The sequence below is a fragment of the Streptomyces sp. NPDC056161 genome, assembly GCF_042268025.1.
In the GTDB taxonomy this organism is placed as follows: domain Bacteria; phylum Actinomycetota; class Actinomycetes; order Streptomycetales; family Streptomycetaceae; genus Streptomyces.
On record NZ_JBHJUV010000036.1, the window covers coordinates 16256 to 29644 of the forward strand.

General features: G+C 67.9%; 13 protein-coding genes. 9 read left to right on the forward strand and 4 right to left on the reverse strand.

What is annotated here, in order from left to right:
• Positions 1-79: 79 nt before the first annotated feature.
• The 4 genes from ACFC09_RS29170 to ACFC09_RS29185 all read left to right on the forward strand — a co-directional run bounded on the left by ACFC09_RS29170 (position 80) and on the right by ACFC09_RS29185 (position 3316).
• Entirely contained in the window at positions 80-916 is an 837-nt protein-coding gene (locus ACFC09_RS29170) for an SDR family NAD(P)-dependent oxidoreductase (RefSeq protein ID WP_376533310.1), read from the forward strand.
• A 510-nt stretch (positions 917-1426) separates the two neighbouring features.
• Entirely contained in the window at positions 1427-1714 is a 288-nt protein-coding gene (locus tag ACFC09_RS29175) for a hypothetical protein (RefSeq protein WP_376533311.1), read from the forward strand.
• Between the two features lie 557 nt (positions 1715-2271).
• Positions 2272-2742 carry a nuclear transport factor 2 family protein gene (locus tag ACFC09_RS29180; RefSeq protein ID WP_376533312.1) on the forward strand — a complete coding sequence of 157 codons (471 nt, stop codon included), beginning with the start codon at positions 2272-2274 and terminating at the stop codon, positions 2740-2742.
• A 25-nt stretch (positions 2743-2767) separates the two neighbouring features.
• Positions 2768-3316, forward strand: a complete 549-nt coding sequence (locus tag ACFC09_RS29185) for a TetR/AcrR family transcriptional regulator (RefSeq protein WP_376533313.1) — start codon at positions 2768-2770, stop codon at positions 3314-3316.
• A 137-nt stretch (positions 3317-3453) separates the two neighbouring features.
• On the opposite strand, the gene ACFC09_RS29190 is transcribed toward ACFC09_RS29185, so the two are convergent.
• Positions 3454-3927 carry a MarR family winged helix-turn-helix transcriptional regulator gene (locus tag ACFC09_RS29190; RefSeq protein ID WP_376533314.1) on the reverse strand — a complete coding sequence of 158 codons (474 nt, stop codon included), beginning with the start codon at positions 3925-3927 and terminating at the stop codon, positions 3454-3456.
• A gap of 71 nt (positions 3928-3998) precedes the next feature.
• Here ACFC09_RS29190 and ACFC09_RS29195 point away from each other — a divergent pair, with 71 nt between their 5' ends.
• The 3 genes from ACFC09_RS29195 to ACFC09_RS29205 are packed head-to-tail and all read left to right on the forward strand — an operon-like array spanning position 3999 to position 5935.
• Positions 3999-4160 (forward strand): hypothetical protein, encoded by a 162-nt coding sequence (locus tag ACFC09_RS29195; RefSeq protein ID WP_376533315.1) that lies wholly within the window; start codon positions 3999-4001, stop codon positions 4158-4160.
• A complete protein-coding gene (locus tag ACFC09_RS29200) occupies positions 4153-5184 on the forward strand; it encodes an LLM class flavin-dependent oxidoreductase (protein WP_376533316.1) in 1032 nt (343 codons plus the stop codon). The genes ACFC09_RS29195 and ACFC09_RS29200 overlap by 8 nt, the downstream gene beginning before the upstream one ends.
• Positions 5185-5188: 4 nt before the next feature.
• On the forward strand, positions 5189-5935 hold the full coding sequence (locus ACFC09_RS29205) for an NADPH-dependent F420 reductase (RefSeq protein WP_376533317.1): 747 nt from the start codon (positions 5189-5191) through the stop codon (positions 5933-5935).
• Between the two features lie 70 nt (positions 5936-6005).
• On the opposite strand, the gene ACFC09_RS29210 is transcribed toward ACFC09_RS29205, so the two are convergent.
• Positions 6006-6824, reverse strand: a complete 819-nt coding sequence (locus tag ACFC09_RS29210; RefSeq protein ID WP_376533318.1) for a hypothetical protein — start codon at positions 6822-6824, stop codon at positions 6006-6008.
• Positions 6825-7006: 182 nt separating this feature from the next.
• Positions 7007-8326, reverse strand: coding sequence for a hypothetical protein (locus ACFC09_RS29215; protein ID WP_376533319.1), 1320 nt, complete (start codon positions 8324-8326; stop codon positions 7007-7009).
• Between the two features lie 452 nt (positions 8327-8778).
• Between ACFC09_RS29215 and ACFC09_RS29220 the strand changes: the two genes are divergently transcribed.
• Together ACFC09_RS29220 and ACFC09_RS29225 are read left to right on the forward strand one after the other, a co-directional pair.
• A complete protein-coding gene (locus ACFC09_RS29220) occupies positions 8779-9693 on the forward strand; it encodes a hypothetical protein (protein ID WP_376533320.1) in 915 nt (304 codons plus the stop codon).
• A complete protein-coding gene (locus ACFC09_RS29225) occupies positions 9615-11198 on the forward strand; it encodes a pentapeptide repeat-containing protein (protein ID WP_376533321.1) in 1584 nt (527 codons plus the stop codon). Before ACFC09_RS29220 ends, ACFC09_RS29225 begins: the two co-directional genes overlap by 79 nt.
• Positions 11199-12297: 1099 nt before the next feature.
• Here ACFC09_RS29225 and map read toward each other — a convergent pair.
• Complete coding sequence (gene map / locus ACFC09_RS29230) at positions 12298-13080, reverse strand: type I methionyl aminopeptidase (protein ID WP_376533322.1); 783 nt, start codon at positions 13078-13080, stop codon at positions 12298-12300.
• Positions 13081-13389: the final 309 nt, after the last annotated feature.

The following is a 13389-nucleotide window of genomic DNA, read 5'->3' on the forward strand; positions in this document are numbered from 1 at the left end:
AATAGCCGGGCCGTCTCGACGCAGCCTCCGCACGGCCACCGCGGCGGTACCCCCATCACTTCAGGAATCGAGCATCTCCATGTCCAAGGTCTGGTTCGTCACCGGAAGCTCCCGCGGCCTCGGCCGCGCCATCGTCACCGCCGCGCTGGAAGCCGGCGACCGAGTGGTCGCCACCGCCCGCAGGCCGGCCCAGCTCGACGACCTCGTCGACCGCTACGGCGACCGCGTCCACCCCGTCGCTCTCGACGTCACCGACCACGACGCCGTACAGCGCGCCGTGCAGGAGGGCCTGAACACGTACGGCCGCTACGACGTGGTCGTCAACAACGCCGGCTACGGCGACGTGGCCTCCGTCGAGGACGTCACGGTCGACGACTTCCGCGCTCAGATCAACACCAATTTCTACGGTGTCTTCCACGTCAGCAAGGCCATGGTGCCGATCCTGCGCCAGCAGGGCTCCGGACACATCTTCCAGGTCTCCTCCCTCGGCGGCCGGATCGGCTCGGTGGGCCTCGCCGCCTACCAGAGCGCCAAGTGGGCCGTCGGCGGGTTCTCCACCGTCCTCGCCCAGGAAGTCGCCCCCTTCAACGTCAAGGTCACCGTGCTGGAGCCGGGCGGCATGCGCACCGACTGGGCCGGCTCCTCCATGACCGTCCCGCCGATCAGCGACCCCTACCAGCAGACGGTCGGCGCCTTCGCCGACATGATCAGGAACCCCGACCCCGAGACCGCGGTGGCCCACTCCGCCCACCCCGACCAGGTCGCGGAGGCCGTCGTGAACCTGGCTGGACGGGCCGACGCCCCGGTCCGCCTCCTGCTCGGCCGCGATGCCGTCCAGTACGCCGGCGCCGCAGCCCAGGCCCTCGCCGAGTCCGACGAGAAGTGGCGCCCGGTGTCCGAGTCCGTCTGGGACTGACCGCCTCGGGACCGAACGGGTCACCACCCACCCAACCGGGCCGCAACAGCAAGCAGCCCGATCCTCTGTGCCACCAGCGACGGATCGATTCCACCCCGAACGCCGCGGTGTCGGCCTGGCTTCCAACAAGGTGAGGTGAAACCAGGCCGCCGTAGGACTGAGCCAGCGGCCGGGCCTGCCGGCCTCACGGCACGGCTGCTCCTCGCCCTCGGGAGCTGGATGGAGCTGCCTGTCCAGCGTGAACTCACCGTATTCGAGGACCTCTTCAAGCGGGTCCACCGCGGCGGGAGCCATGCTGCGGCGGGCGTGCGCCCAGGTACCCATGGCCCCATCCCAATGCCCAACCGTGCCAGGATGGCACCATGTTGATCCGAAAGGGCGATGCCGCGTAGGCGCCCCAAGGCCGTCCATGCAGGGCGGTGGCGGCCACGATGGCAGTGTCCGGTACTGAGGGTCCGCGGTGTCTCAGCGCGGACTCGTGCAGCGATCCGCCGGGTCGAAGACCGGGAGATGTGGCCCAACGCGGTCGCCGATGCGCTCTCTCGTTTCGAGTGGGCTTTTGAGCAGCCTGGACGCTACCTGAATGCCTCCGAAGCCTATTCGCCCGGGATAGAGGTAGAAGATGCCCGCGACGATCTGGAGCAGGCGATGCGGCTCCTTCCTGCCGGAGCCAAACGGGACTTGGGCCGACTGGTCACACGTATCGATGAGGAATTCGAGCGCCGTACCTTGCCTGAACCCAACAACGCCGAGTGGGCGATGACGGGCTGGTGGTGGACCAGAATGCGTGAACGCTGACGGGCTGTGATCGATCCGGCGCTGCCGACGAATCCGCGCCGGCCGTCGAGTACCGGCATCCGAGGGTGCGGTGTGAGCCGGCAGCGGAGTGTCGGTGGACGGTGTTCGCCCGGCCTCAGGGCTTGCTTGCCGGGGTCCGGTCGGTCTGAGATCCGATCGCCGTGCTGCTCGTGCTCCTCCGTCCGCTCTGGCAGCGGGAGTTGGCCGTGGTTCTGGCGGGCGAGCGGTTGTCGGCGGCGACGGTAGTGCATCCGGCACTCGTCGCGGGAGAGAGGTGGAAAGTGGTGCCGGCGCGTCCGCGGCTTCTGTCGCTGGGTGACCGGGTCCGCTAGGAGGGGCGCGGGCTCAGATCGAGTTCGAGCAAGCCTTCCGCGCGGACCACCACGCCCACGGACACCAATAGCACTGGGGCACCGCCCGCCGCCGAAGAGCCCCTTCCCGGGCGCCGTCCTCCACGTGAACCGGACCGGGATCCCCTGGCGCCACCTCCTGCTCGGCTGCCCGCAACGACTGCCGACGTGGTAGGTTATTGGTCGATCACTAACGTAGGAGTGAATATGACAGCCGAAGACGACGCCGCCCGCCGCGCCGCTGCCCAGCACACCCTGACCGAGCACCTGCGCCTCACCGCCGCGGGACACGTCGACGAATGGGTGAAGCTGTTCGCCCCGGACGCGGTGCTTGAGTTCCCGTACGCGCCGGCGGGCGTGCCCCAGCGGGTAACGGGGCGAGACGCACTGGTCGCGCACATGAGCAACTTTCCCGAGACCTTTGACGTGGAGTTCGTCGACCTGGTGTTCCACGAGACGGTCGATCCGAGTCTGGTGATCGCCGAATTCCGCTCGACGGGCACGGCGCTGCCGACCGGCAAACCGTACGAGCAGACGTGCATCTCCGTCGTCCGGACCGATGACGACGCGCTCATCACCCACTACCTGGACTACTGGAACCCGCTGGTGGCGATCGAGGCGCTCACGCCCAACGATGTGCCGTCCGACCCTGGCCTCAGCGTGACTTTTGGAGGCTGAGCGGAGCCGTGTTTAACTGACGCCCATGCCCGCCGCCGGTACCAGCACGAAGAGCGACGAACGCCGTCGGGCCATCATGGCCGCCGCGGTAGGTTGCTTTGCGCAAAAAGGTTTCTACGGTACGACGACACACGAGATCGCAGAGTGGGTCGGCATCTCTCAGCCGTATCTCTACCGCCTGTACCCGAACAAGGAAGCGCTGTTCGCGGCGGCGGTCGACCACGTGTCCGTCGTAATGACCGAAACGCTGGTCGCGCACTCACCGGCCCCGGGTGGGGCCGGGTCGGCGCCTGAGGCGGCGCTGGATGCGGCACGCGGCGCCTACGCCGCACTCGTCGCGGACCGGAACATCCTGCGTTTCCTCATGCACGCGAACTGTGCCGTCGGCGAGCCGCTGGTGGCGGAGGCCGTGCGCCGGTGCTACGCCAAACAGGTTGACACCGTCCGGCAGCTGCTGGGCGACGACGCCGCCGTGCGGCGCTGGTTCGGCGCCGGCATGCTCGACAACGTGGTCGCCGTGCTCGGTCTGGCCGACATCGACGAGCCGTGGGCGCACGTCCTCACCGCTCGATGACCCGACGCCGGCAGTTCGACGACGACAGCCCCGAGCCTTCTTCGTAGGCCGGCTCGGCCAGGTGGGACTCTGGGCCCCCTCACCCAGTCGCGGGCAGGCTCCGTCGGCAACGCGGTCCACCCGCGGTGGTGTGTGCCTCAAGTGTCGCGTGGCACCTTCACGCGGGTGCGAAGCGCTGCCGTGATCTCCCCGACCGCTGCAACCTGGTCCGGCGTGAGGACATCCACGAACAGTTCCCATACGGCACGCAGATGCGGCAGGGACGCGTTCCGGAACGCTTCCGCGCCCTCGGCGGTGAGCACCACCTGGGCACCACGGTTGTCGACGACGCACTCCTCGCGCCGGATGAGCCCTCGCCGCTCCATGCGTCCGATCTGATGCGAGAGACGACTGCGCTGCCAGCCGATGCGGGCCGCCAGTTCGGAGGAGCGCAGTTGCCGGCCTTCCGCCTCGCGCAGTGCGAGCAGCACGGCATAGTCGCCGGGCGACAGGGAGGAGTCCCTCTGCAAGCGTGACGAGAGCTCCGAGCGGAGCGCTTCCGTTGTCTCGATGAAGTCCCGCCAGATGCGCAGCTCCTCACTGGTGGGAAGTGTCTTGCGCCGCTCTGCCATGGTGCCGTCACCCCTCTGATTGACACGTCAATCATATCGAGATAATCATTGACGCGTCAATCAACGCGGTCGTGCCACACGCGGCCCGCGACCTGCACCTGAGCCGTTTCGACCTCACGTACGACGTCATGAATCTGCCCCGCTGCGCCCGAGCCCGCACCCTCCAGTTGCTGGGCGGCGGAGTCGCCCCGCCGGTGAAACACCTGCTAACGAAGGAGCCCAGCCATGTCTGACCTCGTCTTCGGTCTGGACACGTTCGGCGATGTGCCGGTGGACGACCTCGGCAACCCCGTGTCCTATGCGCGAGCGATCCGACAGGTCGTCGACGAGGCCGTTCTCGCCGAGGAGACCGGCGTCGACGCCCTCGCCCTCGGTGAACATCATCGCCCGGAGTACGCGATCTCGACTCCGGAGACCGTCCTCGCCGGCATCGCCACACGGACCAGCCGCATCCGTCTGGGCTCCGGCGTGACCGTGCTGAGCTCCGACGACCCGGTCCGCGTCTTCCAGCGCTTCTCCACCCTGGACGCACTCTCGAACGGCCGGGCCGAGGTCATCCTCGGGCGCGGTTCCTTCACTGAGTCGTTCCCTCTCTTCGGGTACGACCTCAGCGATTACGACGTGCTGTTCGAAGAGAAGATCGAGTTGTTCGCCAAGCTGCTGGAGGAGAGGCCCGTCACCTGGACCGGCACCAAGCGGGCGCCGCTCAAGAACGCCGACATCTTCCCCAAGACCGAGTCCGGGCACCTGACCACCTGGGTTGGAGTCGGCGGTTCGCCCCAGTCCGTCATCCGCACCGCGCGCTACGGGTTCCCACTCATGCTCGCCATCATCGGCGGCTCCCCGGAACGCTTCGCGCCGTACATCGACCTCTACCAGCGCGCCGCCGAGCAGTTCGGCGCGGTCGCTCATCCGGTCGGGATGCACTCGCCGGGCTTCATCGCCGACACGGACGAGGAGGCCCGGGAACTGCACTGGCCGCACTACAAGGTCATCCGTGACCGCATCGGCGCGCTGCGGGGCTGGCCGCCGATCCGCAAGGAGGAGTACGAGGCGGAGATCGAGCACGGCTCCAGCTACATCGGCTCGCCCGAGACGGTCGCCCGCAAGATGGCCCGCGCCATCAAGGCACTCGGCGTCGGCCGGTTCGACCTCATCTACACCTCGGGGGCACAGCCCCTCAGCGCCCGCCTGCGTGCCGTCGAGTTGTACGGCACCAAGGTGATCCCGATGGTGCGCGACATCCTCGCAGGCTGACGCCGTGAACGGAGCAGACATGGACACCACCGCCGTACGCACCGTCGGCATCCTGGGTGCTGGGAAGGTCGGTACCGTATTGGCACGATTGTCCCTGGCAGCCGGCTATCGCGTGCTCATCGCCGGTTCCGGCGATCCCGCGAAGATCACACTCACCGTCGAAATCCTCACCCCGGGTGCCGTCCCGGCCGCCGCTGCCGAGGCTGCCGCCGCGGCGGACGTCGTCGTCCTGGCGCTCCCGCTCGGCAAGTACCGCAGCATTCCCGCCGAAGCGCTGCGGGGCAAGCTCGTCATCGACGCGATGAACTACTGGTGGGAGGTCGACGGCATCCGCGAGGACCTCACCGACCCGCTCGCCTCCTCCAGCGAGATCGTGCAGGCGCACCTGCCGGGTGCGCGCGTGGTCAAGGCGTTCAACCACATGGGATACCACGATCTTGAGGACGGGGCCCGGCCTGCGGGGACGCCGGGACGCAAGGCGATCGCGATCGCTGGTGACGATCCGGGCGGCCTCGCCGCCGTCGCCTACTTCATCGACGCTCTCGGTTTTGACTCCGTCACGGCTGGCCCCCTCGCCGAAGGGATACGGCTGGAACCGGGCGCCGAACCGTTCGGCGCCGATGTCGGCGCCGGGGAACTGCGCGCGATGCTCGACCGCTTCCCGGAATCGGACCGTGGGCGGGCCGTGCTCAGCGCCCGGACCGCCGCCGCTGCGTCGTCTGACAGGCAGCGGGGCGGTGACACCTCATGAGACGGCCAGAAGAGGCCCGCGGCAGCCTGTGGTCAAGAGATGGGCGTCGCAGTGGAATGCGCGCCGGGCATCAGGAGGCGGACGGTGGAGGATAACTCGGGGCAAGTGAGGATGACAGCGGAGCCAGCGACACGCACAGCGAGGTCGGGAAGGCGGGTTCCTTGCGCTGCACGTCCCGGCAGCCTCCGGCCGAGGTCCGGGCGATCGGTTCCCAGCCCGATTTCTTCGCCCGGAAGAACCAGCGGTCGCCCAACCGGGACGAGCAGGCAGGGTCCGTCGAGCCGCCGCAGGCCGGGCCCGTGCGCCAGGAGAAGTCCAGCACCAGCCACTTCCCGTCGCACCGCTCCGAGTCCCGGTAGGTGTGCGCGGGCGCGTCGACCGCCTTCAACGCCTGTTCATAGGAAGCGGCGGTGCAGCCGGTGGTCGGAGGTGTACAGCCCAGTTCCCCGCACAACCGCAGCGCAGGTGGTTTGGCACCCTCGGCGGTGAAGCGCGTGTAGTTGTCGACGATCACATCCCGGTCGCCCAGCGGTTCGGGCAGCCTGACCCGTACCGTGGCCGTGCTTTCCTTGGTGCACCCGGAAGCCCTGTCCCCGGACGGCGAGGTGAAGGTGACCTGCACTCGCACGAGGTCCGTCATCGGGTCGGTGAGCACCGCCTTGAGCTCGCGCACACACGCGTGTGCGCCACTGGGCACCTGCGTGTCGAGGAGCAGCGTACGGCGGTCGCCGCTGAGGCGGACTCCGGTGACCGCGGAGGGCTGCGCCGTCGTCCACGGGATCGGCTCGGTGGCGGCTGGCGAGGGTGACCTGCCCTCCCCCTGACCGGCCACCTGTGTCCCGCACGCGCCGAGGAACAGCACAGCAACTGCGCAGACCACGGCGGCCACGGCCGCTCGACGCGTTCTACTTGATCGCAAGAATGCTCAATCTCCCCGGCACACACCGACGTTCCCCCAGTATCGGGCAAGAACACGGGCAACGGGGCCGCGTTGGTCAGGTAGCCCGCCAGGACTTCCGGCTGGCGAGGAGCCCCGTTGCCCACACTTCATCGTGCCCTTTCCCGGGCTGGTCAGTTGACGGCCAGGACCGCCGTGTTGTTCGTGAGGTCCGGGTCGAAGTCGAAAGGATACTGGCCGAACTCGCCGAACGAGGGGTGGATGCTCACGGCACCGGTCGCGCCGGGCACCACGGTGTCTATGCGAACGGAGAACGCGAACGTGCGCTGGGTGTCCTCCAACACCCAGTACCGCAGGTCGCAGTCGTAGCGCGGGGCGCCCGTCTGCTTCGGGTAGTAGCCGCCGTCGAGGGTGCGCGGGTAACAGCCGGACGGCACGCCGGTGACCTTGGTGCCCTCGGGCACGACCAGCCGGACCTCGGCGACCGGGTCACCGGAGCCGAGATTGCCGAACCAGGCCGGGCCGTTGTTCTTGAACGTGAGCTCGGCCGTGGCCGTCTCGCCCGCCGCGCCGGAGATGGTGTCACCGGTCACGGAGAAGTCAGCGGTGTTTTCCGCGCCGATCTGGAGGACCGCGTAGTCGTTCTGGGAGTCGATGTCCTGGGCACCGTCGCCCGGCTCGACGTCGATGTCGAGCCGCTCGTTCAGCGCGTGCGGGGCGAGTCGCACCGTCAGCGGCTCGGGCAGCACGAAGGAGTCGCCCGGCGCCAGCACTTGGTCGAACGTGCAGATTGCCGTGTTCGACGGTGCGTAGTCGTTGCCGTCCGTCGTGGTGTAGGTGCAGGCGTCGTACCGGGTCAGATCCGTCAGGCCGTACGAGGCGTACAGCTTGACGGCGATCCCGTTCGCGCTCTCATTGCCATTGTTGGTGATCTTGAGCGGGATCGTCCGCTCGTCGCCGGGCTGACCGTCCTCGATGTCGGCGATGGGGTCGATGGCGAGGTCGGGCCCGACGCCGATGGTGAGCGTGGTGTCGGAGCTCTCGTGCGGCGCGGTGAGCGTGCCGTCGGGACCGCCGGTGGCCGTCGCCTCGTAGGTGATCCTGCCCTGTGCGCCGACTTCGGCGCCGTCGGCCGCGCGTACCGTCAGGAACACCTGGTCCTCGTAGTCGCCCCCGATCGCGGGCACCACGGGAACGTCGCACACGGCACTCGTGCCGCTCGGCGTGCAGTTGTCGGGCCAGGTCACCTCGGCGACCCCGGTGAGGTCCGAGACGTTAATGGTGAGCCTGCCGTCGGTCACCGTGAAGTTCTCGTTGTCGTGGTAGATGCCGACGCCGAGTGTGCGGGACTGTGGCGCACCGCCGTCGGTGCCGAGCGGAAGCGTCTGCTCGTACGGCTCGTTGATCCACAACTGGTCGGTCTGCGGCGGGTCTTCGTCAGCGAACGCAGGCGCAGCGAGGCCGACAGTCAGCAGGCCGGCCACCGCCGCCACGGCGGCAACGGGTCTGAGGCGTACGGGACGTCCAGCAGAAAACAATCTCATTGCTACCCCCAAGGGTGTGGTAACGCGACTGACGCGCCGGCGGCACCGGCGCACCGGCAGGATCATCACATGGCAGGGCAGCCCGCCGCGTCCCTGTTTTCCGGCCCTGTTGGAGCCCACCCGGCTGCCGGCCAACCCGCTCGCTGCTCCCGAGGCCATCAAGGACCCGAACTGCTTGACCTTCCACCCGGCTGAGGCACTCCGCACTCGCACACGGCGCCGAGGGCACCACCTCCGTCCCCATGCTCCTGGCCTGCTCCCGCCCGGCCCATGGCTCCTGTCGTTTGCGGCTGGTGACGATCCTGCTGGCTTATTCCGTGCCCGGCGGGTGTGGTGGCTCGTTGGTCGGGGCAGCAGCGGCCGTCTTGGCGTTCCGGTCGCGAGTGGGGTGTGGAATGTCGATGCGGCCGAGGCCGTGGCCGAAGGTGCCCGAGCTGACCGCGCAGGATGATCCCGGGTTCGACGCCTCGGTGTTGTCCGAGTTCCGCACGCGACTGGTCGAGCACGGGATGGAGGAGAAGGTGCTCGACCTGCTGCTGACCGCCCTCAAGGACCGGGGTCTGGTGAAGGCGGGAGGCAAGCAGCGCACCGACTCCACCCGCGTGCTGGCGGCGGTACGTGATCTGAACAGGCTGGAGCCGGCGGGGGAAACACTGCGGGCCGCGCTGGAGGCGCTGGCCTGCGCGGCCCCGAACTGGCTGCCCCAGGCGGTGCCCGTTCGGGAATGGGCCGAACGCTACGGCCCGCGGACTCACTCCTGGCATCCGCCGGCTTCCACGAGCAAGCGCGAGGAGATGGCCCTGGTCTACGGCCGGGACGGGTTCATGCTGCTGGAGGCGGTGCACGCCCCTGATGCTCCGGCCTGGCTGCGCGAACTCCCAGCGGTGCAGGTCCTGCGCACGATGTGGGTGCAGAACTACCACCGCACCGTGTCCGAGGCCGGGGCGGAGGTGAAGCGGCGGGAGAGTAAAGACCTCCCGCCCGGCAGACTGCGGCTGGCCTCTCCGTACGACACCGACGCCCGCTACGGCCTCAAACAGGGTTCCTGGTGGACCGGCTACAAGATCCACATCAGCAAGTCCTGCGACGATGCCGATGACCAGGACCCGGCTGCCGACGGTCGTACTGCGCACTCAGCGCGGACCCCACCGCCGATCCCGTCGGCTGCTACGGCATTCGCCTACCCGGCCATACCGCGTGTCTTGCTCATCTGCCCGACGCAGACTGTGACGCCTACTTGGCTGAACTGGCACCTGGCGCCGACATCGACCACCGCGGCACCCCTTTCGACGAAGACCTGCTGGCCCGGCTCCTGACCGCGCGCCACGACCCCACCACCGGAAAACCCCGGCTGGGTACTGCCAAGTTCGGTGGGGCACAGTTCTCCGGCAGAGCCAACTTCGACGGGGCGCAATTCTCCACCTTCGCCGAGTTCAACGGGGCGCAATTCTCCACCTTCGCCTGGTTCCCCGGGGCGCAGTTTTCCGGCCCCGCCCAGTTCGAGAGAGCCCAGTTCTCTGACCGCGCCGAGTTTGCCGGAGCGCAGTTCTCCGGCGCCGCCAGTTTCGGCTGTGCACGGTTCTTCGGCAGCGCCGGATTCCTTCAAGCGCAGTTTTCCCGCGATGCTGAGTTCGACGGTGTACAGTTCGCCGACGACGCCACGTTCAGGCGGGCGCGGTTCGCGGCTGCTCCCCTATTAGGACCACTCGTGTGCGCTGGAGTGGTGGATATGTCCGGTGCTGTGTTCGAGGCGCCAGTGACGCTGGAGATCGCGGCACGTGGGGTGCGCTGCGAGCGGACTCGGTGGGAATCGACGGCGACGGTGCGGCTGCGCCACGCGACGGCAGATCTCGGGCATGCGGTGCTGTCGGCGCCCGTAGCGGTCATCGCCCACCCAGCCCCCTTTACCAGTCACGAGGGCACCTTGGAGGAGACCTTGCTGTCGAGCGAGCACGGCCGAGTTCGGGTGGCCTCGGTGCAGGGCGTGGACGCCGCCCATCTGGTCCTAAGCGATACCGACCTCACCGACTGCCTCTTCTCCGGGGCCTTTCACCTCGACCAACTCCGTCTGGAAGGCCGCATCACCTTCGCGTCCACGCCCACCGGCTGGCACCGCCGCGGGATGCGCCTGACACGGTGGACCCGCCGACGCACCCTGGCCGAGGAACACCACTGGCGCGCACAGAGGGCCGATCAGCCCGAACCACCCTCAGGCCAGCCCCTCTCGCTCCGCCAGTGGCGTCCCGGCTCCCACCACCCCGGCCCCCTCACCCCAGCCCCCGAGAACATTGCCGTCCTCTATCGGCAGCTCCGCAAAGCCTTCGAGGACGGCAAGAACGAACCCGGCGCCGCCGACTTCTACTACGGAGAATGCGAGATGCGCCGCCACGATCACACCGGCACCCCGAAGAATGAAGGCCGCCTGCTGTGGGCCTACTGGCTACTGTCCGGCTACGGACTGCGTGCCTCCCGCGCCTTCACCTGGCTGCTTGCCACGATGTCGCTGACCGTGCTGCTCCTCATAGGCTTCGGCCTGCCCATCCATGACCCTGACCCCGCCACAACTGGAACACTCAACGGCAGCAAGATCAGCCTCAACACCAGCACCCCCGACCCCGCCCTGGACGGCGGATGGTCAAAGCGCATGACATGGGCCCGCGCAGAGAACGCGGTCCGCGTTGCTGTGAACTCGGTGGTCTTCCGTTCTTCCGGCCAAAACCTCACCACCCCCGGCGCCTACATCGAGATGACCTCTCGCCTCCTCGAACCCACCCTCCTCGCCCTCGCTGCCCTCGCCATCCGCGGACGCATCAAACGCTGACCCATCTGACAGTTCGCGATCGACCAGCCGAACTTCGACAAGATCAATCTCAGCGGCACTTTCTGCACCTCAACTGCTCACACAGACCGAATAAGCCAGCAGGATCGGTGACAGCATCTCTGCCGGACCGTGGGCTGTGGGTTCAGCGTGACTGAGGGATTTTCACCGGAAAACCACGGCGTGTTCTGCAGGTGTGCTCGCAAGTGCGGTGGGTCCGTCGTCGCTGATTTTGGTCTGCTCGTTCACGAAGGTGACCTTGCCCAGGCCACCCAAATCCCCGCCCTGCTACTCGCAGACCTTGCCGAGTGGGACCTGAGGCTCACTCAGATCCCACTCTCCACTCGGTCCCGAACCGGACGATTCGCCGATCCGCGACCCGTCGAGGAGGCCGCTCCAGCCGTTGATCGCCTTGCCGCGCTTCTCGGCCGGTCGGTCCCACCGCAGCTGTGAGACCAATCGAGTGCAACTGACCGCCCCAAGGCACGGCCCGGACGGAAAAGGCCCTGGATCTGGTCCGTCCGAACGAAGCAGACCGCTCGTCGAAGACCGAATGCCGCGACTTCGCCGAGCTGCTCGCCAAGGCAGGGTACGCCGACGAAGCCGTCGACCTGCTCGTCCCGCACATCGAGGATCGCGGATCCTGTCGGTGCTGGTGGAGATCACCGACGGCCAGGACCGTGACGAGCGGGTGCTGGAGCTGATCGCCCCGCACGCCGACAGCGCGCGGCGAGCCCGGAGCGAGGGCCGGCCCGGCGGCCACAGCCGCGCGCCGGACGGTGCAGGGAGACGGAGAGCGTTCAAGGCCGCAATAGCGGTGTGGCCGGTCAGTGCCATGGCGCCGTCGGCTGTGACAGATCCCTGCAGAGTTCCGCCGGAGAGGTCGACGGGGTAGTCGGCGACCTCGGTCCGGCCGGTATAACGCCGGTGAGCGGCGACGACGGAGCAAGCAGTGGTGCCACAAACGTGGGTCTCGCCCACGCCCCATAGGTTTCCGCCAGTTTTATGGAAGGCCCTGCACAACATCGGAGCGCAAGTGATACAGGCCGCTTCGATGCTGTAGATGGTCACCGCAACTGGATGAGGACCAGGGGGCTCGATCTTATGGCTGCGATGGCTTCGACAACGTGAGGATTTCGGCCCCGTCTTCGGTGATGGCGATCGTGTGTTCACTGTGTGCCGTCCGGCAGCCTGTCGCGCTTCGGAGCGTCCACCCGTCGGCGTCAGTGACCAATTTGGCAGTGTCCGCCATGACCCATGGCTCCAGTGCCAGCAGCAGCCCGGGGCGCAGTTTGTATCCACGGCCGGGCCGTCCGGTGTTCGCAATGTGCGGGTCCTGATGCATCGTTGATCCGATGCCATGCCCTCCGAATTCGGTGTTGATCGCGTATCCAGCCTGGCTGAGGACGGTACCGATGGCATGGGAGATGTCACCGATGCGCGCTCCGGGGCCGGCGGCGGCGATCCCTGCGGCCAGTGCGCGTTCGGTCGCACTGATCATCGCGACGCTCTCCGGGGGCTGCGCGTCGCCCACGATGAAGCTGATGGCGGCGTCTGCAGCGACACCGCGTCGGGAGACCGCAAGGTCGAGTGTGAGCAGATCGCCGTCGGCGAGCGTGTAGTCGTACGGCCGTCCGTGGAGCACGGCGTCGTTGACGGCCGTGCAGATGTAGTGGCCGAACGGGCCGCGTCCGAAGGATGGCGCATAGTCGACGTAGCAGGACGACGCTCCCGCCTCGGCGATCATTGTCTTGGTCCACCGGTCGATGTCCAGGAGGTTCGTGCCGACCGTGCTACGGCCCTTCATCGTCTGCAGGATGTCTGCAACCAGGGCGCCGGTGTCTTTTGCTCGGGTCAGCCGGGTGGGGTTCAGGATCTCGATCATGCAGCGCCCTTCTCACGCAACCAATAACTATACCGGCAATACTATACCGGTATTTGAATCGGGGTCGTTGTAGAGTCCGGACCAGGGCCAGCGGGCGTTGTCCACCATGGCCAGACTTCAGCACCAACCTGCCGGCTCGCAGGCACGGCCACCGCAGTCACGATGGGCCGCTTGCCACGCGCCGCCAGCCGTGCCCAGTGCTGGTGCAGTCCGCGGTTGCCGCGCTCGGCTCGGTCCCGCACGGCCGGCGGCTGCCTGTCTCGGCGGCGAATCTGCTCACGGCCGGGCCGATACGGCCTGCGGAGGTCC